At 66.7% G+C, this 23,017-nt stretch carries 24 protein-coding genes; 8 read left to right on the forward strand and 16 right to left on the reverse strand.

What is annotated here, in order from left to right:
- Positions 1-37: 37 nt before the first annotated feature.
- Both ACE3T8_RS01730 and ACE3T8_RS01735 read right to left on the reverse strand, forming a co-directional pair.
- Positions 38-469 carry a hypothetical protein gene (locus ACE3T8_RS01730; protein WP_374606286.1) on the reverse strand — a complete coding sequence of 144 codons (432 nt, stop codon included), beginning with the start codon at positions 467-469 and terminating at the stop codon, positions 38-40.
- Between the two features lie 88 nt (positions 470-557).
- Positions 558-983: a hypothetical protein gene (locus tag ACE3T8_RS01735; RefSeq protein ID WP_374606287.1), complete on the reverse strand. Its 426-nt coding sequence runs from the start codon at positions 981-983 to the stop codon at positions 558-560.
- Positions 984-1,458: 475 nt separating this feature from the next.
- Between ACE3T8_RS01735 and ACE3T8_RS01740 the strand changes: the two genes are divergently transcribed.
- Positions 1,459-1,827, forward strand: coding sequence for an EamA family transporter (locus tag ACE3T8_RS01740; protein ID WP_374606289.1), 369 nt, complete (start codon positions 1,459-1,461; stop codon positions 1,825-1,827).
- Complete coding sequence (locus ACE3T8_RS01745; RefSeq protein WP_374606291.1) at positions 1,827-2,690, forward strand: class I SAM-dependent methyltransferase; 864 nt, start codon at positions 1,827-1,829, stop codon at positions 2,688-2,690. The genes ACE3T8_RS01740 and ACE3T8_RS01745 overlap by 1 nt, the downstream gene beginning before the upstream one ends.
- Before the next feature lie 15 nt (positions 2,691-2,705).
- Here the strand turns inward: ACE3T8_RS01745 and ACE3T8_RS01750 are convergent, their stop codons facing one another.
- Both ACE3T8_RS01750 and ACE3T8_RS01755 read right to left on the reverse strand, forming a co-directional pair.
- On the reverse strand, positions 2,706-3,644 hold the full coding sequence (locus ACE3T8_RS01750; RefSeq protein ID WP_374606293.1) for an electron transfer flavoprotein subunit alpha/FixB family protein: 939 nt from the start codon (positions 3,642-3,644) through the stop codon (positions 2,706-2,708).
- Positions 3,644-4,390, reverse strand: a complete 747-nt coding sequence (locus tag ACE3T8_RS01755) for an EtfB protein (protein ID WP_374606295.1) — start codon at positions 4,388-4,390, stop codon at positions 3,644-3,646. The genes ACE3T8_RS01750 and ACE3T8_RS01755 overlap by 1 nt, the downstream gene beginning before the upstream one ends.
- Positions 4,391-4,674: 284 nt before the next feature.
- Here ACE3T8_RS01755 and ACE3T8_RS01760 point away from each other — a divergent pair, with 284 nt between their 5' ends.
- On the forward strand, positions 4,675-5,391 hold the full coding sequence (locus ACE3T8_RS01760) for a CoA transferase subunit A (RefSeq protein ID WP_374606297.1): 717 nt from the start codon (positions 4,675-4,677) through the stop codon (positions 5,389-5,391).
- Positions 5,391-6,017 carry a CoA transferase subunit B gene (locus tag ACE3T8_RS01765; protein ID WP_374606299.1) on the forward strand — a complete coding sequence of 209 codons (627 nt, stop codon included), beginning with the start codon at positions 5,391-5,393 and terminating at the stop codon, positions 6,015-6,017. Before ACE3T8_RS01760 ends, ACE3T8_RS01765 begins: the two co-directional genes overlap by 1 nt.
- Before the next feature lie 135 nt (positions 6,018-6,152).
- On the opposite strand, the gene ACE3T8_RS01770 is transcribed toward ACE3T8_RS01765, so the two are convergent.
- From ACE3T8_RS01770 to ACE3T8_RS01790, 5 genes are all read right to left on the reverse strand, one after another.
- Complete coding sequence (locus ACE3T8_RS01770) at positions 6,153-7,829, reverse strand: electron transfer flavoprotein-ubiquinone oxidoreductase (RefSeq protein ID WP_374606301.1); 1,677 nt, start codon at positions 7,827-7,829, stop codon at positions 6,153-6,155.
- A gap of 87 nt (positions 7,830-7,916) precedes the next feature.
- Positions 7,917-8,552, reverse strand: coding sequence for an ABC-type transport auxiliary lipoprotein family protein (locus ACE3T8_RS01775; RefSeq protein ID WP_374606303.1), 636 nt, complete (start codon positions 8,550-8,552; stop codon positions 7,917-7,919).
- On the reverse strand, positions 8,549-9,475 hold the full coding sequence (locus ACE3T8_RS01780; protein WP_374606305.1) for an MlaD family protein: 927 nt from the start codon (positions 9,473-9,475) through the stop codon (positions 8,549-8,551). The genes ACE3T8_RS01775 and ACE3T8_RS01780 overlap by 4 nt, the downstream gene beginning before the upstream one ends.
- Before the next feature lie 147 nt (positions 9,476-9,622).
- Positions 9,623-10,432: an ABC transporter ATP-binding protein gene (locus ACE3T8_RS01785; protein WP_374606307.1), complete on the reverse strand. Its 810-nt coding sequence runs from the start codon at positions 10,430-10,432 to the stop codon at positions 9,623-9,625.
- Complete coding sequence (locus ACE3T8_RS01790; protein ID WP_374606309.1) at positions 10,432-11,553, reverse strand: MlaE family lipid ABC transporter permease subunit; 1,122 nt, start codon at positions 11,551-11,553, stop codon at positions 10,432-10,434. Before ACE3T8_RS01790 ends, ACE3T8_RS01785 begins: the two co-directional genes overlap by 1 nt.
- Positions 11,554-11,623: 70 nt before the next feature.
- Here ACE3T8_RS01790 and ACE3T8_RS01795 point away from each other — a divergent pair, with 70 nt between their 5' ends.
- Positions 11,624-12,874 carry a threonine/serine exporter ThrE family protein gene (locus tag ACE3T8_RS01795; RefSeq protein ID WP_374606311.1) on the forward strand — a complete coding sequence of 417 codons (1,251 nt, stop codon included), beginning with the start codon at positions 11,624-11,626 and terminating at the stop codon, positions 12,872-12,874.
- A 208-nt stretch (positions 12,875-13,082) separates the two neighbouring features.
- On the opposite strand, the gene ACE3T8_RS01800 is transcribed toward ACE3T8_RS01795, so the two are convergent.
- The 4 genes from ACE3T8_RS01800 to ACE3T8_RS01815 all read right to left on the reverse strand — a co-directional run bounded on the left by ACE3T8_RS01800 (position 13,083) and on the right by ACE3T8_RS01815 (position 16,126).
- The gene (locus ACE3T8_RS01800; protein WP_374606313.1) at positions 13,083-13,481 is read right to left on the reverse strand and encodes an H-NS family nucleoid-associated regulatory protein; all 399 of its coding nucleotides are present in this window, start codon (positions 13,479-13,481) and stop codon (positions 13,083-13,085) included.
- A gap of 102 nt (positions 13,482-13,583) precedes the next feature.
- Complete coding sequence (locus ACE3T8_RS01805; RefSeq protein WP_374606315.1) at positions 13,584-15,293, reverse strand: proline--tRNA ligase; 1,710 nt, start codon at positions 15,291-15,293, stop codon at positions 13,584-13,586.
- Between the two features lie 180 nt (positions 15,294-15,473).
- The gene (locus ACE3T8_RS01810; protein ID WP_374606317.1) at positions 15,474-15,743 is read right to left on the reverse strand and encodes a DUF4124 domain-containing protein; all 270 of its coding nucleotides are present in this window, start codon (positions 15,741-15,743) and stop codon (positions 15,474-15,476) included.
- The gene (locus tag ACE3T8_RS01815) at positions 15,740-16,126 is read right to left on the reverse strand and encodes a DUF4124 domain-containing protein (protein WP_374606319.1); all 387 of its coding nucleotides are present in this window, start codon (positions 16,124-16,126) and stop codon (positions 15,740-15,742) included. The genes ACE3T8_RS01810 and ACE3T8_RS01815 overlap by 4 nt, the downstream gene beginning before the upstream one ends.
- A 101-nt stretch (positions 16,127-16,227) precedes the next feature.
- Here ACE3T8_RS01815 and pssA point away from each other — a divergent pair, with 101 nt between their 5' ends.
- Genes pssA through rimI form a run of 3 tightly spaced genes read left to right on the forward strand, consistent with a single transcriptional unit; the run spans position 16,228 to position 17,758 of the window.
- A complete protein-coding gene (gene pssA / locus ACE3T8_RS01820) occupies positions 16,228-17,001 on the forward strand; it encodes a CDP-diacylglycerol--serine O-phosphatidyltransferase (protein ID WP_374606321.1) in 774 nt (257 codons plus the stop codon).
- Positions 16,998-17,252, forward strand: coding sequence for a hypothetical protein (locus ACE3T8_RS01825; protein WP_374606323.1), 255 nt, complete (start codon positions 16,998-17,000; stop codon positions 17,250-17,252). Before pssA ends, ACE3T8_RS01825 begins: the two co-directional genes overlap by 4 nt.
- Before the next feature lie 47 nt (positions 17,253-17,299).
- Positions 17,300-17,758 (forward strand): ribosomal protein S18-alanine N-acetyltransferase, encoded by a 459-nt coding sequence (gene rimI, locus ACE3T8_RS01830; protein ID WP_374606325.1) that lies wholly within the window; start codon positions 17,300-17,302, stop codon positions 17,756-17,758.
- A 102-nt stretch (positions 17,759-17,860) separates the two neighbouring features.
- Here the strand turns inward: rimI and ACE3T8_RS01835 are convergent, their stop codons facing one another.
- The 3 genes from ACE3T8_RS01835 to ACE3T8_RS01845 all read right to left on the reverse strand — a co-directional run bounded on the left by ACE3T8_RS01835 (position 17,861) and on the right by ACE3T8_RS01845 (position 22,952).
- A complete protein-coding gene (locus tag ACE3T8_RS01835) occupies positions 17,861-20,821 on the reverse strand; it encodes a valine--tRNA ligase (RefSeq protein ID WP_374606327.1) in 2,961 nt (986 codons plus the stop codon).
- A gap of 111 nt (positions 20,822-20,932) precedes the next feature.
- Positions 20,933-21,358 (reverse strand): DNA polymerase III subunit chi, encoded by a 426-nt coding sequence (locus ACE3T8_RS01840; protein ID WP_374606329.1) that lies wholly within the window; start codon positions 21,356-21,358, stop codon positions 20,933-20,935.
- A 112-nt stretch (positions 21,359-21,470) separates the two neighbouring features.
- The gene (locus ACE3T8_RS01845; protein ID WP_374606331.1) at positions 21,471-22,952 is read right to left on the reverse strand and encodes a leucyl aminopeptidase; all 1,482 of its coding nucleotides are present in this window, start codon (positions 22,950-22,952) and stop codon (positions 21,471-21,473) included.
- Positions 22,953-23,017 lie beyond the last annotated feature (65 nt).

Genomic DNA, 23,017 nt, shown 5'->3' on the forward strand with positions numbered 1-23,017 from the left:
CGCAGCCTGCTGCCGAGCCCGCGACACGTATGCTGCCTCAGCTGCAGCGTGGCCCGCCGATCACGAGCTTTTCCAGCTCATTGCCCGTGGCCTTGTCCCGGAGCGAGAACGTCGATCCCGGGCGTACCCAAGGACCCGTCTCCTTTTCGCCGGCGATACCACCTGCGGCGAACAATCCCGGAGTGCTGGTCGCATCGCCCGCATGGATCTCCACGACGGCAATCGGTATTCCAGCTCCACTGGCGTCCCATTTCAGGGTCACTTTGGTGAAGTCGCAGTTGGGAAGTTCTGCCGGTTGTGCATGGATGAAGCGAGTCTGGGGAACAACGATCCGGGCATCAGCCACCCCCTTGGCGCTGGAGGGATTTGCTTCCGGCGTGGGGGCCGGACCCGTCGCCTCGGAACCCTGCTTGCCGCATGCGGCCAGGGCGAGGAGCAAGGGAAGCGCAGCGAACAATGGTTTGGTCATGGTGGTACACCGGAATTGAGGGGCGGCTTGGGCCATCTATCTGCCGAACATTAGCAGCCGGGTGTCATTCGAGAAAGCCGCGGTCCGATCAGGGACACGGAGCGCCGCCGATCGTGATGCGGTCCAGTTCCTTCCCCGCCCCATCATGGAGCTGGAACGTCAAGCCAGGCTTGACCCAGGCGCCCGTGACCGCCTTGTCGGTTGCGCCGCCAGCCGCGAAAAGCTTGCCCGCGGATTCCCCCGGCGAGATGACGCTGACTTTCACGTCAGTGAGATCGGGATCAGCAGCCCGCGTGTCCCAGGCGATTTCCACGACTGCCGGTTCGCAATTCGGCAGGCTGGAGGGTTTTGCGAGGAGAAAACCTAGCCCAATGGTGGCCGGCCGCGATTCGGGCGTACTGGATTTGCGCGCCGCCTCACGCGCCATCTTCTCCGCAGGGGGCGTCCGAGGGGCGTCGTCGCAGGCGCTCAGCAATAACAGACACGGAAGCAGGGCAATCAATGCGATGTTCATGGGGGTGCCCGGGTTTGGGGAAGGGGAACGGAACTGGTCCGGGCAGGCGCCGGCAACGAGCTCGTGAGGCTAACCCGGCGGGCCTGCGGTCCGCGTGGTGCCGTGCCTGCATGTCGTGCCTGCCTATTATGTCGGTCGACCTCCAGATCGGGTAGGCACGTCTCCGCTTTCACGTCGCCATGGATGCCCACCGAGTCGGGTTGTCATGATCCGTGATGTCGCCCGGACACCACGCCAGGCCTGGCTGCGGGTGGTTCCGCGCTTTCGGGTCGATGCATCGGAGAGTGGAGAATCGTCTTGTCGAGGGGCGCCGGCCAGCAGCTAGAATTGCGGCGTCGCGCAAGGCAATGATGCGCAGGGAGAAGATCGTGGCGAGCGCCAGCATCATTGGAGAGTCGATGGCGGCCATTGTCCCGGGGTCGCAGTCGCCGTGCGATGAAGGGCATGCGCAGGGCACCGATGCGGGACTCGCATCGTGAACCGCACTGATTACCTTACCGTCGGGAACATGGGCCTGATCCTGGGCACCATCCTGATGCTGTCGCTGGGGCAGGTGCTGTTCAAGACCGCTTCGTCGCAGCTCGACCTGTCGCAACCCTCGACCTGGATTTCGCTGCCGCTGGCGGCCGCGCTGACGGTCTATGGACTGGCGACTGTCGCGTGGCTGGTGGTGTTGTCGCGGGTACCGCTATCGTTCGCCTTCCCGTTCTACGGGCTCGCCTTCCTGTTCGTTCCCGCGCTTGCCGCAGTGTTCCTGCGCGAGCCGCTGCGGTGGCCGGTGTTGCTGGGTGGCGTCGTCATCCTGTGCGGCATTGCCATCACCTCCTGGGGAAGCCGGTCCTGATGCCTGTCTGTCCTGTTTGCGATGCTCGGCTCACCACGGGACTTCTTGCGTGGCACTTGCAGTGTCCGGCTTGCACCTATGAAGGCAGCTCGCTCGAGCCGCACATCCTCGAACAGGCGCACGGGGGCGACCTCGATGAGGCCTCGCGTGAGCAAGGGCTGGAACACTTGCGGCAGGCCAACTTCCAGCGATTGAACGCCTTGCTCGCTGGCTTTGCGGGCCCTGGCGATGCAAGGCCCCGCTTGCTCGAGGTCGGCTGCGCGCATGGCTGGTTCATCGAGACCGTTTCGCCACGCTTCGACGTCACCGGCATCGAGCCCGATGTTGCGGTGGCAACGGCGACGCGCGCGCGCGGCCTCGCGGTTCGAGGTGGCTTCTTCCCGGATGTGCTGGCTGACGAAGAGCGCTTCGACGTAATCGTCTTCAACGACGTGCTCGAGCATATCCCCGATGTCAACGCGACGTTGGCGGCGTGCTGGAAGCACCTTCTGCCCGGCGGCCACGTGCTCGTCAATGCGCCCTCACGCAAGGGATTCCTTTACCGGGTCTCGAAGATACTGCTGAAGCTGGGCAGGGGAGGCGCGTTCGACCGCATGTGGCAATTGGGATTCCCGTCGCCGCATGTCCATTACTTCGATACCGCAAGCGTGACCAAGCTGGCCGGGAAGGCCGGCTTCGCGCTCGAGTCGCGAAGCCGCTTGCCGTCCGTCGCCGTGCGCGGCCTGTATGCGCGCGTACGCTATTCGCGGGATGTGTCCGTGATCAAAGCGCTGGCGCTGACGGTGGCAGTCACGCTGATCGCACCGTTCCTGGCGATCCTTCCGCCCGACATCGAGGTCTGGATCCTGCGCCGTCCGTCGTGACCGGCGCAGATCGCGTCAGAGCGCCGCTTCCAGCTCCGGCAGGATGGCGAACAGGTCGCCGACCAGACCGATGTCGGCGATCTCGAAGATCGGCGCGTCGCCGTCCTTGTTGATGGCGACGATGGTGCCGGCGTCCTTGATGCCGGTGAGGTGCTGGATCGCGCCGCTGATGCCGACGGCGACATACAGCTCCGGCGAAATGATCTTGCCGGTCTGGCCGACCTGCAGTTCGTTCGGCACGTAGCCGGCATCGACCGCCGCGCGCGATGCGCCCACCGCCGCGCCGAGCTTGTCGGCGAGCGCGTAGATGACCCGGAAGTTTTCCTCCGAACCCACGCCGCGGCCGCCGGAGACCACGCGCTTCGCGCTCTGCAGGTCGGGGCGGTCGGAGCTGCCCGCGGCCAGGCCGATGTAGCGGGTGTGGGTGGGCAGGGCGACATCGACCGATGCGGCCTCGACACTGGCACTGCCGCCACGCGCGGCTTCCGGCCAGGAGGCCGCGCGCACCGTGGCGACCACGGTCTGGCCGGCCGGTGCTTCGACGGTGACGATGGCGTTGCCGGCGTAAATCGGGCGCTTGAAGGTGTGGCTGCCTTCGACCGCCATCAGGTCGGAGACCTGGGCGACGCCAAGCAGGGCGGCGACGCAGGGCATCAGGTCCTTGCCGAAGGTGGTGCTCGGCCCGAACACGTGGCTGTAGCCCGAGGCCAGCGCCGCGACCTGCGGGGCCTGCACCTGGGCAAGGGCGTCGGCATTCGTGTCATTGGCGACGGTGAGCACCCTGGCCACGCCGGCGAGTTGCGCAGCTTCGGCGGCGACGGACGCGGGATCCGCGGCCAGCACGAGGATGTCGATGGCCTCCGGCGACAGTGCCTGCGCAGCGGAGACGCACTTGGCGGTGGCGGCGTTGAGCTTGCCGTTCAGATGTTCGGCGACGATCAGGACCTTGCTCATTACAGCAACCCCTTCTGCTTGAGTGCAGCGACCAGTTCGGCCGCGTCCTTCACCATCACACCGCGGCTGCGCTTGGCCGGCGCCGCGTAGTGGGTGGTCTTCAGGCCTTCGCCCGCTTCGACGCCAAGGTCGGCGAAGGCGATGGTTTCCATCGGCTTGCTCTTGGCCTTCATGATGTCCGGCAGCTTGATGAAGCGCGGCTCGTTGAGGCGCAGGTCGGTGGTGATCACCGCCGGCAAATCGACTTCGAGCGTTTCCAGGCCGGCATCGACCTCGCGCACCACCGTGGCCTTGCCATCGGCGATATCGAGCTTCGATGCGAAGGTCGCCTGCGGGCGGCCCCACAGGGTGGCCAGCATCTGGCCGGTCTGGCTGGCGTCGTCATCGATCGCCTGCTTGCCCAGGATCACCAGGTCCGGCTGTTCCTTCTCGATCAGCTTGAGGAAAGTGCGCGCGGCGGCGAGCGCCTGCACCGGGCCATCGGCGACCACATGGATCGCGCGGTTGGCACCCATCGCCAGGCCGTTGCGCAGGTGCGCCTGGGCGTCGGCGGGGGCGATGGTGGCGACGATCACTTCCGTCGCGATGCCCTTGTCGCGCAGGCGCAGGGCTTCTTCCAGCGCGATGTCGTCGAACGGGTTGGCCGAGAGCTTGACGCCCTCGGTGACCACGCCGGAACCGTCCGGCTTGACCTGGATGCGGACGTTGTAGTCCACCACGCGCTTGTAACCGACGAGGATCTTCATCGAACGGGAACCTTGGGGAAGTACAGACGGCGCATTTTACCCGACGGTTACGGGGTATTTACTCCAAGGCGTTGACTGCTTTCGGATCCGCGAATGGAACTTGCCGTCGGCGGGATTGCCGTGTGTTCGCGCAGCCGCATTTCGAGCGGCGAAGCGAATGCGCGGCAGTCCCGCCGACATCCCGGCAACCCCGCTGCGATCCACCGCTTGCCCGAAAGTACGGTGGGCGACATCGGCCCGCCCGTTAGAATGGCGGTTCTCCCCCCCGCATCGGAGCAAGGCCCGTGGCGTCTGCCAAGAGCAAGCAATACCCGAGTGCCGACGCCGCCCTCGCCGGGCTGGTGGCGGATGGCCAGACCCTCGCCGTCGGCGGCTTCGGCCTGTGCGGCATCCCCGAGGCGCTGATCGCCGCGCTGCGCGATTCCGGGGTCAAGGACCTGACGGTGATCTCCAACAACGCCGGCGTGGACGGCTTCGGCCTCGGCCAGCTGCTGAGCACCCGCCAGATCCGCAAGATGATTTCGTCGTATGTCGGCGAGAACAAGGAGTTCGAGCGCCAGTACCTGGGCGGCGAGCTGGAACTGGAATTCAACCCGCAGGGCACGCTGGCCGAGCGCCTGCGCGCCGGTGGTGCCGGCATCCCGGCGTTCTTCACCGCCACCGGCTACGGCACGATCGTCGCCGACGGCAAGGAAACCCGCGAGATCGACGGCCGCCACTACGTGCTGGAAACCGCGTTGAAGGCGGACGTGTCGCTGGTCAAGGCGTGGAAGGCGGACAAGGCCGGCAACCTGGTGTTCCGCAAGACCGCGCGCAACTTCAACCCGGCGGCGGCGATGGCCGGCAAGACCTGCGTGGTCGAAGTCGAGGAACTGGTGGAGATCGGCGACATCGATCCCGACCACGTGCACCTGCCCGGCATCTACGTGCAACGCGTCGTGGTGAACGCCACACCCGAAAAACGCATTGAGCAGCGCACCGTGCGCGCAGGAGCCGTGTGATGGCCTGGACCCGCGAACAGATGGCGCAGCGCGCCGCGCAGGAACTCACCGACGGCGCCTACGTGAACCTCGGGATCGGCCTGCCGACCCTGGTGGCGAACTACATCCCGGAAGGCATGGACGTGTGGCTCCAGAGCGAGAACGGCCTGCTCGGGATCGGCCCGTTCCCGACCGACGACACCGTGGACGCCGACCTGATCAACGCCGGCAAGCAGACCGTCACCGCGGTCGCCGGCGCGAGTTATTTCGGCAGCCATGACTCCTTCGCGATGATCCGCGGCGGCCACATCAACCTGGCGATCCTCGGCGCGATGGAAGTCACCGACAAGGGCGACCTGGCCAACTGGATGGTGCCCGGCAAGATGGTCAAGGGCATGGGCGGCGCGATGGACCTGGTGGCCGGCGTGCAGCGCGTGGTGGTGCTGATGGAGCACGTCACCAAGTCCGGTTCGTCGAAGATCCTGCCGCAGTGCACCCTGCCGCTGACCGGCGTGGGCGTGGTCGACCGGATCATCACCGAGCTCGGTGTGTTCGATGTCACCGCCGAGGGTTTGAAGCTCGTTGAACTCGCCGATGGCGTGAGTCGCGAGGAAGCGGTGGAAAAGACCGGCGTGCCGCTGCGCTGACTGGCAGCGGGGGCCGCTGGTAGGCAAGCCCCTGCAGCGAAATCAAGGAGGAGGCCTTGGCCGCCAGGCCGAGGCCGGAGGACATTCGCGAAAGGGGCTTGCCTGCCGGCGACCCCCGCGGTTCCGGAGCCGGCCTTACATCCCCGCGTAGTTCGGCCCGCCGCCGCCCTGCGGCGCGACCCAGACGATGTTCTGGGTCGGATCCTTGATGTCGCAGGTCTTGCAGTGCACGCAGTTGGCGAAGTTGATCTGGAGTCGCTCGCTGCCTTCGTCACCGATGAACTCGTAGACCGCGGCCGGGCAGTAGCGCGCTTCGGGGCCAGCGTATTCGCGCAGGTTCACCTCGACCGGCACCGAAGCATCCTTCAGTGTCAGGTGACTGGGTTGGTCTTCGTCGTGGTGGGTGCTCGAGAGGAACACCGAGCTCAGGCGGTCGAAGGTCAGCACGCCGTCGGGCTTCGGGTAGTCGATCTTCGGCTGGCTGGCCGCCGGTTCCAGGCAGGCGTGGTCGGGCTTGGTCCGATGGATCGTCCACGGCGGATTGCGGATGCCCAGCTTCGGCAACAACCACTGCTCGATGCCGGTCATCAGCGTCGCGAACGTGCGGCCCTTCTTGAACCACTGCTTGAAATTCTTCGCCTGCAGCAGTTCCGCATGCAGCCAGCTGGCCTCGAAGGCGGCGGGGTAAGCGGTCAGTTCGTCGCGCTGGCGGCCGTCGCCCAGGGCGGCGAAGGCGGCTTCGGCGGCGAGCATGCCGGTCTTGATCGCGGCGTGGCTGCCCTTGATGCGGCTGGCGTTGAGCGTGCCGGCCTCGCAACCGACCAGCGCGCCACCGGGGAATACCAGCTTCGGCAAGCTCAGCAGGCCGCCGGCGGTGATCGCGCGCGCGCCGTAGCCGATGCGCTTGCCGCCTTCCAGGTGCTTGCGGATCGCGGGGTGGGTCTTGAAGCGCTGGAACTCGTTGAACGGGCTCAGCCACGGGTTCTTGTAGTCCAAGCCGACCACGAAACCGATGGTGATCTTGCCGTCGTCGGCGTGGTACAGGAACGAGCCGCCGTAGGTGGCGCCGTCCAGTGGCCAGCCCGCGGTGTGCACGACCAGGCCGGGTTGGTGCTTGGCCGGGTCGGCCTGCCACAGTTCCTTGATGCCGATGCCGTAACTCTGCGGATCCTTGCCGGCATCCAGCCGATATTTCGCGATCAATTGACGGCCCAGATGGCCGCGCGCGCCTTCGGCGAAGATCGTGTACTTGGCGTGCAGTTCCATGCCGCGCTGGTACTGGTCGGTCGGCTGGCCATCCTTCCCGATGCCCATGTCGCCGGTGGCGACGCCCATGACCGCGCCGGCATCGTCATAGAGCACTTCGGCGGCGGCGAAGCCGGCGAAGATCTCCACGCCCAGCGCTTCCGCCTGCTGCGCCAGCCAGCGCACCACGGCACCCAGGCTGACGATGTAGTTGCCATCGTTGTGGAAGCACTCCGGCAGCAACCAATGCGGCGTGGACTTGGCGCCGGTTTCGTCGAGGAACAGGAATTCGTCCGTGGTCACCGCCTGCTTCAGCGGGGCGCCGCGTGCCTGCCAGTCCGGGAAGAGTTCGATCAGCGCCTTCGGATCCATGATCGCGCCGGACAGGATGTGCGCGCCGGCTTCGGAGCCTTTTTCGAGGACGCAGACCGAGACCTCTCGGCCGGACTCGGCGGCCAGTTGCTTCAGCCGGATCGCCGTGGCCAACCCGCCCGGGCCTGCGCCCACGACGACGATGTCGTACTCCATCGACTCGCGCGCGACGGTGTCCTGTTCCGGTTGGCTCATCGGGCTCTCCTCTGGTTACCGGGGATTTTCCCGGCTTTGCCTAGAGCGGACAATCCAGGGAACCCGGAACTCTCGATGCGATGCGTCTCAGCGATGCGGCTGCCGCTGGTGCTCGTTGCCGGTCGCCAGGGTCCAGCCGACAACCTCGCGCGACAGCGTGCCCAGCGCCTGGCCGAAGGCATCGGCGACCAGGGCCACATCGGTGCCGCTCGCCGCTTGCGTCTGGCGGAACGTGCGGCTGCCCGCGACCGACTGGTCGGGGACATGCAGCAGCTTGGCGTTGACCTCGATCACCGCTGCCGGTGTGCTGCCGCCGGCGTCGTAACGCGACTCGAAATGGCGGATGTCCATCACCAGCCGGTATTCCGCACCGATCCCGCTGCCCTGGCGGGCGACGGACGGGATCTTGCCGCTGTCCTCCAGCATCCGCAGCACGGTTTCTTCCAGCATTTCCGGCGGTGTGCGCGCCCACATCGCGCCCTTGTAGACCTGCAATTCGCCCGGCACCGGGCTCACCGCGATGCGGGTGCCGTCCAGGATCCGCGCCGCGGTGGGGCGCACCGTTCCCAGCGCCCAGGTGGCCGACGGCCATGCCGGGTCGGCAGTGGTCGCCAGCTCCGGGGCGAAGATCGACGGCGTTTCCTTGGGGCCGAGCAGGCTGCTGCAACCGGCAAGCGTGGCCAGCAGGGCGGCGGCGATCAGGGTGCGGGGCAGGCGGCTCATTTGGGTTCGAATTCCTTTGGCGCGTCACGGCCGAGGATGTAGCTGGCGGGCTTGTCCTCCAGCCGGTCGGAGAGGTTGCGCAGGTCGCGGATCAGGCGGCGCAGTTCGGCCAGGGTCGGGCCGAGCTGGGCCAGGCCATCGTTGGCGAAGCTGTTCACTGCCGGACGGTTCTCGGCGATCAGCGCATTGGCGTTGCCGGCCACGGAATCGAGGTTGGCCACGGTCGAATCCAGCTTGTCCATCAGCGCCGGCAGGCGGTCCACCAGGTTCTTGTCGAAGCCGTCGATGGCGCCATTCGCGCTGTTGACGGTGACCTTGAGTCCGTCGGTGATCTCGCGCACGTTGACGATGAGCGTGGCGATGTCCTGCTTCTGCCCGGCGATGCTGCCGGTCATCTGCTCGAGGTTGTCGAGGGTGGCCGAGATGCGGCGGATGTTCTCTTCGCTCAACAGGTGGTCCATGCGTTCGACCAGCCGGTTGGCGGTGTCGGCGATGTTCTGCAGCGCGGACGGCTCGGTGCGGATGATCGGGATCTCGTCGTTCGGACCCGGCTCCAGCAGCGCCGCCTGCGGGCTGCCGCCGCTGAGCAGGATGAACGGCACGCCGGTGATGCCCTGCTGCGAGAGCTTGGCGCGGGTATCGACCTTGATCGGCGTATCGGCCTTCAGCTTGAGCAGGGCGATCACCTTGCGCGCGTCGTCCGGGGCCAGGCTGAGCTTGTCGACCGTGCCCACCGAGATGCCGTTGTACTGCACGCTGCCGCCTTCGGTCAGGCCCGTCACCGCTTCGGTGAAGACCACCTGGTATTCGCGCCAGTTGCGGTCGGACGAGAACTTCGCCGCCCACAGTGCGAACAGCAGCAGGAAGATGCTGGCCAGCAGGGTGAAGCCACCGATCAGCACGTAGTTGGCACGGGTTTCCATCAGTCTATTCCGGGTTCGCTTACCAACAATCGCAGATCGAGAATTCGTGGTTGCCGTCCATGGCGCAACAGCATCGTCTTTCCAGCCTCCGGCCCGGCCCTCCATGGCCGGGCGCTCGCCGCGCAGCAAACGCCTTGAGGGCGTTTGCTAGGCACGCGCGGCTCGCCCCCGTGGCCCGTTGAAGTATTCCTGCACCCACGGGTGGTCGAGCGTTTCCAGTTCCGATACCGGCGCGGCCGCCAGCAACTTGCGGTCCGCCAGCACGGCCACCCGGTCACAGATAGCGTATAGCGTGTCGAGGTCGTGTGTGATCAGGAACACGGTCAGTCCCAGCGCCTGCTGCAGGGTGCGGATCAGTTCGTCGAACGCCGCCGCGCCGATCGGGTCCAGGCCGGCGGTGGGTTCGTCCAGGAACAGCAATGGCGGATCCAGCGCCAGCGCACGCGCCAGCCCGGCGCGCTTGCGCATGCCGCCCGAGAGTTGCGAGGGCAGCTTGTCCAGCGCATCGGCGGGCAGCCCGGCCAGCTTGATCTTCAGCAGGGCCAGCTCGTAGCGCAGCGAATCCGGCAGGACCGGGTAGTACTCCTTCAGCGGCACCTGCACGTTCTCGCCCACGGTCAGCGAGGAGAACAACGCGCCGTCCTGGAACAGCACGCCGGTATTGCGCTCGATATGGCGGCGGTTCACCGGGTCTTCCGACAACGCGTCCACGCCGAGCACGTCGATGGTGCCGGCCTGCGGCGGGCGCAAGCCCAGGATCGCGCGCATCAGCACCGACTTGCCGGTGCCGGAGCCGCCGACCACGCCGAGGATCTCGCCGCGGCGCACGTCCAGGTCCACGCCGTCGTGCACCACTTGTTCGCCGAAGCGGTTGACCAGGCCGCGCACCCGGATCAGCGGCGCATCGCCGATGACCACGCCGTCCAGGGTGCGCGCGTTGGCGGTCTCGGTGGCCATCAGTAGTCCATCTGCATGAACCACAGCGCGGCGAAGGCATCGATCACGATCACCATCGAGATCGACTGGACCACGCTCGAGGTGGTGCGCTCGCCCAGCGACTGCGCGGTGCCTTGCACCTGCAGGCCTTCCAGGCAACCGATCAGGGCGATGATCATCGCGAAGATAGGCGCCTTCACCATGCCCACCACGAAGTGGCGCATTTCCATCATCTCGTGCATGCGCGCCATGTACGCGACCGCGGGGATGTCGAGGTTCAACGCGCCGACCGCCATGCCGCCCAGCAGGCCGGCGACCATCGCGATGAAGGTCAGCAGCGGCAGCATCACCAGCAGGGCCAGCACGCGCGGGATCACCAGCAGGTCGATCGGGTCCAGGCCGAGCACGCGGATCGCGTCCACTTCCTCGCGGTTGACCATCATGCCGATCTGCGCGGTGAACGCGCTGGCGGTGCGGCCGGCCAGCAGGATCGCGGTGAGCAGCACGCCGAATTCGCGCAGGAAGGCGGCATTGACCAGTTCGACCACGAAGATGGTGGCGCCGAAGTCGCGCAAGACCATCGCGCCGAGGAAGGCGATCACCGCGCCGACCATGAACGACAGCAGCGCGACCAGGGGCGCGGCGTCCAGGCCGACCTGTTCCATGTGGTGGACGGTGGCGATCACGCGGAAGCGGCTGGGCTCCTTGAACAGGCGCAGCAGCTTGACCAGGACTTCGCCCAGGAAGGCGATCAGCGCCATCACCTCGCGATAGTTGTCCACCACCGCAAAGCCGAGGCGGCCCAGCGCGGCCTTGAATCCGGTGTCGCGCTTGCGCTTGGGGCGCTCGTCGTGGACGTCCTCGATCGCCGCGACCAGCGGCTGCTGGTCGTCGCGGAAACGGAAGCCCTGGAAATCCAGGCCGCGGCGTTCGGCGAAGCGCAGCAGTTGCAGCACGCCCAGGGTGTCCAGCCGCTCGCAACCGCCGGCATCGACCTGGGTCACGCCTTCCGGCGCGGCGCGCAGCGCATCACCGAGTTCGTTGGCATAGCGCAGGGTCCAGCGGCCCTGCAGGCGCAAGGTGCCGGGCTCCCCCGGATCGACGGTCGCGGTGGGTGGGTGGTGGTTGGGGCCTTTGCTCATGCGCCGGGCAAGCTTACGCAAACCCGGGTGCATGGTGTGAAAGGGATTTGCCGCATGCGATCCTTGCCGGATGCATGTGCGCGATGCCCTGGCCGAAGCCGGCTACACCGAACGGATCGCCTTCGTGGTGGAACTGGCGCAGCACCTGCACGCCTATGGCACCACCGCGCAGCGCCTGGAAGGTGCGATCGAATCGGTGACCCGCCGGCTGTCGCTGGCCTGCGAACCCTGGGCCAACCCGACCGGGATGATCCTGGCCTTCAGCGATCCCGCGCGCCCGGCGGGCGAGTCCGACACCACCCGGGTCATCCGCCTCGGGCTTGGCGATACCGACCTCTACAAATTGTGCGAAGCCGACCGCATCGCCGAGGACGTGATGGCCGGGCGCCTGGACATTCCCGCGGGTCGCGCCGCCCTGCGTGCGCTGGATCGGCCTGCGAGCAGGCGCGGCAAGGCGATGCAGGTGCTGGGCTTCGCGCTGGCGTCGGCGGCGGTGGCCGGGCTGCTGCGCCTGCCGTGGCTCGACATCGGCACGGCCGGTGCCATCGGCTTGCTGATCGGCGTGCTGGACATCGCCGCGCAACGACGCCCGCGCCTGTCCGAGGCGTTCGAGGCGATTGCCGGGCTGCTGGCCGGCGGCGTTGCGATCGCGGTGTCGGCGCTGGTCGGACCGCTCAACCTCAACACCGTGATCATCGCCTCGCTGATCGTGCTGCTGCCCGGCATGGCGCTGACCAATGCGATGAACGAGCTGACCAGCCGGCACCTGGTGTCCGGCACCGCGCGCTTCGCGGGTGCCATCACCACCATCCTGAAGCTCACCATCGGCACCGCGATCGCGCTCGGCATCGCCGAATTCGCCGGCTTCCAGCCGGACGTGCGCGCGCTGCGCCCGCAGCCGGAATGGGTGGTGTGGGGCGCGTTGCTGCTCGGTGCCTACGCCTTCGCCGTGCTGTTCCGTGCGCACCGCCGCGACTATCCGCTGGTGATGGCTTCGGCGATCGCGGGTTACCTGATCTCGCGCTTCGGCGGCGAATGGTTCGGGGCCCAGGCTGGCCTGTTCCTGTCGGCACTCATCACCACCGCCGCCGGCAATGTCTACGCGCGCTGGCGCAACCGCCCGGGCGCGCTGGTCCGCCTGCCCGGCCTGATCATGCTGGTGCCGGGCAGCATCGCCCTGCGCGGGGTGATCACCCTGGTGCAGGCACAGGACATCGGTGCCGGCCAGGACGCGGCGATGCTGGCGCTCAACACCTTGATGGCGCTGCTGGCGGGACTGCTGTTCGGCAACCTGCTGGTCTCCGCGCGACGGAACTTGTAGGTAGGCCAACAACTCGGATCGTGCTCGTCGTTCCTGCGAAGGCAGGAACCCAGCGTCTTTGCGTTGAATGACCTGAAGTCACTGGATCCCTGCCTTCGCAGGGATGACAGCAAGGGTCAACCGTCACCACATCGGCTGCATCCCGCGATAATCCGCCAAACAAAAACGCCGGCGAATGCCGGCGTTTTCGGGAACATCCCTGATCGATTTACTTGATCAGGAAGTCTTCGAGCTTCTTGCCCTTGGCGGTTTCCGCGGCCAGCCAGCGCGGCTGCTTGCCGCGGCCGGTCCATGTTTCCTTGCCGTTGGCCGGGTTCTGGTACTTGGCGGCGACCTTGCCCAGGCTGCGGCCCTTGGTCGACTTGCGTGCCTTCGGCGCGGCGGCCGGTGCAGCGGTGGCGGTGGTCGCGGCAGCGGCCGGCTTGGCGGCCACCGACCTGCCGTACAACTCGTCGAAGGTCCAGCCGGTGCTCTTCAGGAACTTGGCGACGGCGGCCTTCACCTGGTTGGCCGGCTTGCGTTTGGCCAGCACCTTCTTGCGCTTGTTGGCCTCGACGATCAGGTCGGCCAGTTCCTTGGAGCTGAGGTTGTTGATGTTGACGCTCATGTTGGGGACATTCCTCGATGGAAAGATGCGGAATCCGGTTGCCGGACGCCGCATATTAACTTCCGGGGTTAAGTTTGGCCAATAATCGGGAATGCCGCGGATTCAACCGCGCAGTTTCCCCAGCAGGGTTTCCCGGTCGAGGTTTTCCGATTCCGCGGCATCGCGCGCGCGGTATTCGAAGGTGCCGGCTTCCACGCCGCGTCCCGATACGACCACCCGGTGCGGGATGCCGATCAGTTCGATGTCCGCGAACATCGAACCTGCACGCAGGCCACGGTCGTCGAGCACCGCATCGAAGCCGGCGGCATTCAATTCGGAATACAGCGCGTCCGCGGCCTCGCTCACCGCCGGATCGTTCTTGGGATTGATCACGCATACCGCGACATTCCATGGCGCCATCGCCGCAGGCCAGCGGATGCCGTTGGCGTCGTGGTTCTGTTCGATCGCCGCGGCGACGATGCGCGACACGCCGATGCCGTAGCAGCCCATCGCCGGATTGACCGCCTTGCCATTCGCGTCGAGGACCGTGCACTTCATCGCCTCGGAATACTTGCGGCCCAGCGCGAACACATGGCCGACCTCGATGCCGCGCGCGAGCCCCAACACGCCCTTGCCGTCCGGCGACGCGTCGCCCGCGACCACGTTGCGGATGTCGGCGACTTCGGGCTCCGGCAGGTCGCGGCCCCAGTTCACCCCGGCGATGTGGAAGCCCGGCTTGTTCGCGCCGACGACGAAGTCTGCAAGCGCGGCGACGCTGCGGTCGGCGACCACGCGGATCGGCATCGATGCATTCAAGGGGCCGAGGAAGCCCGGTTCGCTGCCGAGGTGCTCGGCGATCTCGGCTTCGGTGGCGAGGCGGTATTCCGCCAGGCCGGGCAACTTGGCCAGCTTGATTTCGTTGACCATGTGGTCGCCGCGCACCAGCGCCAGCACGAACTGCTCCTTGCCCTCGCCATCGCGGCCGATGAGCGCGATCGACTTCGCCGTGCGCTGCAGCGGGATGCCCATCAGCACGGCCACGTCCTCGCAGGTCTTCTGGGTGGGCGTGTCGATATCGCGCAGGGCTTCCGATGCCGCCGGGCGTTCGCCGGGCGACACCGCTTCGGCCAGTTCCACGTTCGCCGCGTAGTCCGAGGTTTCCGAGAACGCCAGCGCGTCCTCGCCCGAGTCGGCCAGCACATGGAACTCGTGCGAGGCGCTGCCGCCGATCGCGCCGGTGTCGGCGAACACCGCGCGGAACTTCAGCCCCAGCCGGGTGAAGATGCGCGAGTAGGTGTCGTACATGTTCTGGTATTCGGCGTGCAGCGAGTCGTCGTCGATGTGGAAGGAATACGCATCCTTCATCACGAACTCGCGCGCGCGCATCACCCCGAAACGCGGGCGGATCTCGTCGCGGAACTTGGTCGTGACCTGGTAGAAATTGACCGGCAGCTGCTTGTAGCTGGCCAGCTCGTTGCGGGCGAAATCGGTGACCGCTTCCTCCGCGGTGGGGGTGAAGCAGAAGTCCTGCTCCTTGCGGTCGCGGATCTTCAGCAGTTGCGGGCCGAACTTGGCCCAGCGACCGGTCTCCTCCCAGAGCTCCTTCGGCTGGATCGACGGCATCGCCATCTCGATCGCGCCGGCGCGGTTCATTTCCTCGCGGACCACCGCCTCGACCTTGCGCATCACCCGCAGGCCCAGCGGCGACCAGGTGTACAGGCCGGCGGCCAGCTTGCGGATCATGCCGGCCTTCAGCATCAGCTTGTGGCTGATCACTTCGGCGTCGGCGGGGGTTTCCTTTTCGGTGCGGAGGTGGAACTGCGAGAGACGCATGGGGGGCTTCGGAACAAGGCGGAATGCGCATTTTGCCATGCGCGCGGGCATGGCCGTTCGTACGCATCAAGTTGCAGCCGTTCGTGGCGAGCCTGTCGAACCACGGATGGCGCGCGGGAATGGACTCCGTTCATGGTTTGAGAGGCTCACCACGAACGGAGTCGATGCATCCCGGCCGTCTCAGTCCGCGTTGCCCTTGACCTGGATGCCGTCCTTCGGCGTGCGGCTGATCCGCTCGTATTTGCGGCCCGTTGGCGGGTCTTCGGTGATCTGCAGGTTGCCGGCATCGTCGCGCCAGCGGTACAGGGAATCAGCGCGTTCGGCCTGTTTCGCCGCCGCTTCCGCAGCGACTGCGCGTTCCCGTTCGCGGCGCGGCATCTCCTGCGTGTACCACCACCAGGCGGCCACGCCCAGGGCGATGGCCAGCACCAGCATGCCCAGCTGCTTCACGGTTTGGTGGCGGGGCAATAGGCCTTGATCGCGGCCTGGTTCAGCTCGATCTGCGAGGCGCGCTCGTCGCTGCTGAGGTTGCGGTCCGACTTGCCGTCGCCATCGGTATCGACGCCGACGGCCTGGCTGGTTTGCAATCGCGTGAGGTTGCTGCGCGAGTTGGCGCACTGCTCGTTTTCGACCGGCTTGACCGTGGCGATTTCGGGTGTGTTGCCTTTGTTGTCGATGTCACGGCTCTTGTGCGCCTGCGTCGGCGGCAGGTCGGTGTAGTGGGTCACGCCCTTGGCGTCCTTCCACTGGTACACGCGTTGCTGCTGGGCCAGGGTGGGCGCGGCCGCCAGCAACAGGGCAAGCGCGGCGGCGATGGTGCGGGTGGCGTGCATGGCGTGCTCCAGGGGAATCCCGCGCCGATTGCAGCACCGCGGCGGGGCCACCGCAAGTCCGGCGGCTTCGGCGCGGGCGGGATAGGCCCTACACTGGCCCGATGGAAGAGAACCACGACGCCACCCCGCCACGCCCGCGCGGCCGCGGCATCTACCTGCTGCCCAACCTGCTCACCACCGGCGGCCTGTTCGGCGGGTTCTTCGCGATCATCGCGGCCTCGCAGGGGCGCTTCGAGACCGCCTGCATCGCCATTTTCGTGGCTGCGGTGCTGGACGGACTGGACGGCCGGGTCGCCCGCCTCACCAATACCCAGAGCGAATTCGGCGTGCAGTACGACTCGCTGGCCGACCTGGTCAGCTTCGGCATGGCGCCGGCGCTGGTGATGTACCACTGGGCGCTGGTGGGGATGAAACTGGACGGCGTCACCGCCGGCAAGCTGGGTTGGCTGGGCGCGTTCCTCTACGCTGCCTGCGCCGCGCTGCGGCTGGCGCGCTTCAACAGCCAGGTGGGCCAGGTCGACAAGCGCTGGTTCATCGGCCTGGCCAGCCCGGCGGCTGCCGGACTGATGGCCAGCTTCGTCTGGACCTGCAACGTGTTCGGCTGGACCGGCGAGGAACTGCGCTACGTCGCGCTGGCGCTGACCGTCTGCGCGGGCCTGCTGATGGTCAGCCGGCTTCGCTACAACAGCTTCAAGGGCAGCGGCACCGGGCCGAAGTCTGACCGGGTGCCGTTCTTCACCCTGCTGATCGCGGTGGTGGTGCTGATCGCGTTGTGGATCGAGCCACCGGTGACCCTGCTGGTCGCCAGTACGCTCTACGCGGTGTCCGGGCCGCTGATGTGGTTCCGCCGGCGCCGCCTGGATCCCGCTGCGTGAGTTGGGATCCGTTCCAGCGCGCGGTGCTGGCCGAGCTGGGCCATGCGGTGTACCGGCCGCCGGTCGTGGCGCAGGGCGTGCAGGTGGACGATGCGGTGTTGGCGCGGTTGGCGCGTGCCGCGGGCCTGGCGCCGGACGATTTCAGCCGCCAGTTCGGTGATCTCACCCCGCTGGCGAGGCTGCACGGCGATGCCAGTGCCAAGCGCGCGCTGTGGCCGCGGCTGCGGGCGATGCGGCGGGGCATGGCGTGAACGCGCAGCGCGCGGACGCGGTGGCGGCCGCGACGCACCTGCGGCCGATGCGTGAAGCCGACCTGGACGAGGTGATGCGCATCGAGGTGCGCGCCTATCCGTTCCCGTGGACGCGCGGCATCTTCCGCGACTGCCTGCATGCCGGTTACCCGATGTGGCTGCAGGAACGCGACGGCGAGATCGTCGGCTACGGCGTGCTCAGCATCGGCGTGGAAGAGGCGCACGTGCTCAACCTGTGCACCGCGCCCGGCAACGAAGGGCAGGGGCTGGGCCGACGCATGTTGCAGGCGCTGTTGCGGGTCGCCCGCGGCTTCGGCTCGCAGCGCGTGTTCCTGGAAGTGCGCCCGTCCAATCCGCGCGCGATCGCGCTGTACGACGCCAGCGGATTCAACGAGATCGGCCGCCGCCCGCGCTATTACCCCGCCGCCAACAACGGGCGCGAGGACGCGATCGTGATGGCGATGGAGTTGCTGTCGGACGACGTAACGAAGATGCCGGCGCTGTAGATCCGAGACGGCCCGGACGAAAAGGGGTCAGAGTGAATTTCCTGCCGATCATTTCGATCGTTCCAGACCTTGGTCAGGAAACTTCACTCTGACCCCTTTTCGTTACCCCAGCCGCTCGCGTTGCGCCGTCAGCGCCTCCAGCTTCGCGCTCCAGTCGGCCAGCCGCGCGCGTTCCTGCTCGACCACCGCCGGCGGCACGCTGCCGCCGAACTTGGCGAGTTTGGCTTCGCTCTTGTCCTTTTCGGACGCGACCCGCGCGAGTTCCTTGTCCAGTCGCACGCGCTCGGCATCGAGGTCGACCAGGCCTTCCAGCGGCACGAACAGCTGCAGCTCGCCGACCACCGCGGGCGCGGCGGCGGGTGGATCGCCGGCCAGCGTGTCGATGCGCTCCAGCTTGCACAGGAAGCGCAGTTGCGCGTCGAAGCGGGCGACGCGCGCGGCATCATCGGCATTGCCGCCGCGCACCAGCAACGACACCTGCTTGGCCGGCGACACGCCGAGTTGGCTGCGGATGCTGCGAAGCGCGGTGATGACGGCCTTGAGCCATTCGATATCGGCGTTCGCGTCCTGATTGATCAGGTGGCTTTCCGCATCAGGATAGGGTTGCGTCATGACGCTCTCGCCATCGATACCGAGTTGCGGCGCGATCTGGCGCCAAAGTTCCTCGGTCACGAAGGGGGCAATCGGATGCAGGAGTCGCAGCGCGGATTCAAGAACCTGCAAGGCGGTCTGCGCGGTGATGTCCTTGTGCCCGATCGAGTCGCCCTGGAAATACGGTTTCGAAAGTTCGATGAACCAGTCACAGTATTCGTTCCAGAGGAATTCGTAGACACATTGCGCAGCAAGATCGAAACGGTAGTTCGCAAAATGCGAATGAACGTCCGCAATGGTCTCCTGCAGACGACCGACGATCCATTGATTGATGACGATGCCGCCCGTTGAAAAACGCCGTTCCGCATGCAGCCATTTCCGCTCATCAGCCGGAATCGACTCGATGTTCATCAACACGAAGCGCGTCGCGTTCCACAGCTTGTTGCAGAAATTCTTGTAGCCCTCGGCGCGCTGCAGGTCGAACTTGATGTCGCGGCCGGGGCCGGCCAGCGCGGCCATGGTGAAGCGCAGCGCATCGGCGCCGAACGCGGGGATGCCGTCGGGGAATTCCTTGCGCGTGGCCTTCTCGATCTTCGGCGCATCGGTGGGCTTCATCAGCCCGGTGGTGCGCTTGGCGACCAGCGCGTCGATGCTGATGCCGTCGATGATGTCGAGCGGGTCGAGGATGTTGCCCTTCGACTTCGACATCTTCTGGCCGTCCTTGTCGCGCACCAGGCCGGTGATGTAGACGTCGCGGAACGGCACGCGATCGACCAACTGGTCGGTCATCATGATCATCCGCGCCACCCAGAAGAAGATGATGTCGAAGCCGGTGACCAGCACCGAGGTCGGCAGCGCGACATCGAAGCCGAGCTCGCCCATTCGGTCTTCGTTCGGCCAGCCTTGGGTGCTGAACGGGAACATCGCCGAGGAGAACCAGGTCTCCAGCACGTCCGGATCCTGGCGCAGCGCTGCGTCGCCCAGGCCATGCGTCGCGCGCACTTCGTCTTCGCTGCGGCCGACATAGATCTTGCCTGCATCGTCGAACCACGCCGGGATGCGGTGGCCCCACCAGAGCTGCCGGCTGATCGTCCAGTCCTGGATGTTTTCCAGCCAGTGGCGGTAGGTGTTGATCCAGTTCGGCGGGACGAACTTCACCTCGCCGGACTCGACCAGTTCCAGGCCGCGCGCCGCGAGCGTGTCCATCTTCACGAACCATTGGTCGGTGAGGAAGGGCTCGATCACCTGGCCGCTGCGGTCGCCGCGCGGCACCTGCAGGCGATGCGGCTTGATCTCGACCAGCAGGCCCGCGGCTTCGAGGTCGGCGACGATGAGCTTGCGTGCGTCGAAACGATCCAGCCCGTGGTACTTCTCAGGAACTTGTTCTGAGATTGACTTGCCGATGATTGGGGCGTCAGCAAGCTGAGACGTTGCTGCACTCCTCTTAAAAGAAAAGTCATCCCAGTAGCTGGATTTGATCTTAGCTTCTGGGGTGAAGATGTTGATCAATCCCCGATGTTTGATCGCGTCGAAAACGCCGGACTCAACGTGGCGCTGCCAAACCGCGTAGTCGTTGAAGTCGTGCGCGGGCGTGACCTTGACCACGCCGGTGCCGAAGGCGCGATCCACGTAGTCGTCGGTGATCACCGGGATGCGCCGACCGGTCAGCGGCAACTGCACGAACTTGCCGTGCAGCGCGAGGTAGCGCGCGTCCTCCGGATGCACCATCGCCGCGGTATCGCCGAGCATGGTTTCAGGGCGGGTGGTGGCCACGACGATGAAGTCGCGGGTTTCGCGCAGGGTCTCGACGCCTTCGGCATCGACCTCGACGTGTTCATAGCTGACGCCATCCGCGAGCGGATAGCGGATCGACCACATGTGGCCGTTCTCTTCCTCGCTGGCAACTTCAAGATCGGAGATCGCGGTCTTCAGCACCGGATCCCAGTTGACCAGGCGCTGGCCACGATAGACCAGGCCCTGTTCGTGCAGGCGCACGAAGGCTTCGACGATCGCGTCGCTCGCCATCGGGTCCATGGTGAACACGCTGCGCGACCAGTCGCCGCTGGCGCCGAGCCGGCGCATCTGCCGCTCGATGGTGTCGCCGGACTGCTGCTTCCACTCCCAGACTTTCTCGATGAACGCATCGCGCCCCAGCGAGTCTCGCGTTTCGCCTTGCCCGGCGATGGCGAGATTGCGCGACACCACCATCTCGGTAGCGATGCCGGCATGGTCGGTGCCCATCTGCCACAAGGTGCGATAGCCGCGCATGCGGTGGTAGCGGATCAGCGCGTCCTGCAGGGTGTGCTGGAAGGCGTGGCCCATGTGCAGGGTGCCGGTGACGTTCGGCGGCGGCAGCAGGATCGTGTAGGCCGGGCCATCGCCCTGCGGGGCGAATGCGCCGCTGGCTTCCCATTCGGCGTAGAGGCGGGATTCGAAGGATTTGGGTTCGTAGCCGGAGGCGAGGGTGGTCATGGGTGTTTGCTCGTCATCCCGGCGAAGGCCGGGATCCAGTGTCTTTGATGTTTGGTCGTGGATTCTTTAGCGAAAGACGCTGGATTCCTGCCTTCGCAGGAATGACAGCACTCACATGTCGTGCTTGTTCACCTCGAACCCGAGCGCCTGGTAATGCTTCCAGCGCTCGCGCAGCGGCGCGCGTGCCGCGGGATCGGCGGGCACCACTTCCAGCACGCGGTCGAAGCTGCCGTTCGGCGCGCCGTCACGCAGGTTGATCAGCATCGGCCGCGCGGGGATGTCCATGTCCGGCGTGGCGATCAGGATCGGGGTGTCGTCGTCGCCTTCGTCCATCCCGGCGATCTGGTGCGGCAGGTACTCGTCGGGATCGAACGACCACATCAGGTCATCGATCGCTTCCGCCTGCGCGGCGTCGCGCGCCAGCACCAGGATCGACAGGTTGGCCGCGTAGCCGCGCTTGGCCAGTTCGCAGACGAGCAGCAGCGGCTGCTCGCGAAAGCGTGGCTTGTCGATCAGGTAGAAGTCGGCGCGCGGCATGGGCAAGGAATCGGGAAGGAAAAGGGGTCAGAGTGAATTTTGCGGCGACGCCATTCGATGTCTGCGGACAAGCCGGTCGCAAAACTTCACTCTGACCCCTTTTCCAACAGCGTCAGGCGACGCGATCCAGCAGCCACTGCGACAGCAGGCCGACCGGGCGGCCCGTGGCCATGCCCATCTTGCCGTCGCCATTCGACACGCCGGCGATGTCCAGGTGCACCCAGCGCTGGTCTTCGGTGAAGCGCGACAGGAAGCAGCCGGCGGTGATCGCGCCGGCCCAGCGGCCGCCGATGTTGTAGACGTCGGCGAAGGCGGAATCGAGCATGCCCTGGTATTCGTCCCACAGCGGCAGCTGCCAGGCGCGGTCGAAAGCGGTCTCGCCGGCGGCGAGCAGTTCGCGGGCCAGGTCGTCGTCCTTCTTGGTCATCACGCCGGTGGCGTACTTGCCCAGCGCGACCACGCAGGCGCCGGTCAGCGTCGCCACGTCGACCAGTGCGGCCGGTTCGAAGCGCGCGGCATAGGTCAGTGCGTCGCACAGGATCAGGCGGCCTTCGGCATCGGTGTTGCCGACCTCGATGGTCTTGCCGGACATGCTGGTGATGACGTCGCTGGGGCGGTAGGCATTGCCGTCGATGGCGTTCTCCACCGCCGCGGCGATGACGACGAGGTTCACCGGCAGGCGCATGCCGACGGTGGCGACGAAGGTGCCGAGCACGCTGGCCGCGCCGCACATGTCGTACTTCATTTCCTCGATGCCGCCCTGGGTCTTCAGGTTGACGCCACCGGTGTCGAAGGTGATGCCCTTGCCGACCAGCACGTAGGGCTTGGCATCGCCGCCGCCATTCCACTTCAGCACCACCAGCTGCGGGCGGTTTGCCGAGCCGCGCGCGACCGCGAGCAGCGAGCCCATGCCGAGCTGTTCCATCGCCACTTCGTCCAGCACCTCGCAGGTTGCGCCGTCGCTGCGCGTGGCGAAGTCCATCGCCTGCGAGGCGAGGTAGGCCGGGTTGCAGATGTTCGGCGGCAGGTTGCCGAGCTCGCGGGTGAACTGCACGCCCGCGGCGATCGCGATGCCGTGGGACAGCGCGGTGGCGTCGTCGCCGGACACTTCGAAGCGCACCAGGCCCTTCTCGTCGCGCTTCTTGTTCTTGGCGCCGAGGGTGGCGGTGTAGCGATAACAGGCATGATCGGCGGCGATCACCGCGTTGCGGAGGTTCCAGGCCGCGTCGCGGCCGGCGACGGCGACTTCGCCGAGGGTGAACAGCGCGGAGGTCACGGCACCGGTCTTGAGGGTGCGCGCGGCATCGCCGACGGCCTTGAGGTATTGCGGCACGCCGAACTTGCCGGCATCGCCCAGCCCGACCACCAGCACGCGCGGCGCGGTCACGTTCGGCAGATCGTGCAGCAGGGCGGTCTTGCCGGTCTTGCCGACGATGTCGCCGCGGGCGATCAAGGCCTGGATGCGGCCGTCGCTGGCGGCATCGAGGGCGGCGGCGGCAGGCGTGAGGCTGCCATCGGCGTAGGCACCCACGATCACGCAGTCGACGCTGGCGGTGGCGGGCGGGGTCTGGTTCAGGCTGAATTCGAGGCTCATCGACCAAGGTGTCCGGGAAGTGACGTCCGAAGACGGGCATGGCGACCGCAGGCAGGGCCAGCGGT

Origin of the sequence: Thermomonas sp., from assembly GCF_041919455.1 — a bacterium.
In the GTDB taxonomy this organism is placed as follows: Bacteria; Pseudomonadota; Gammaproteobacteria; order Xanthomonadales; family Xanthomonadaceae; genus Thermomonas.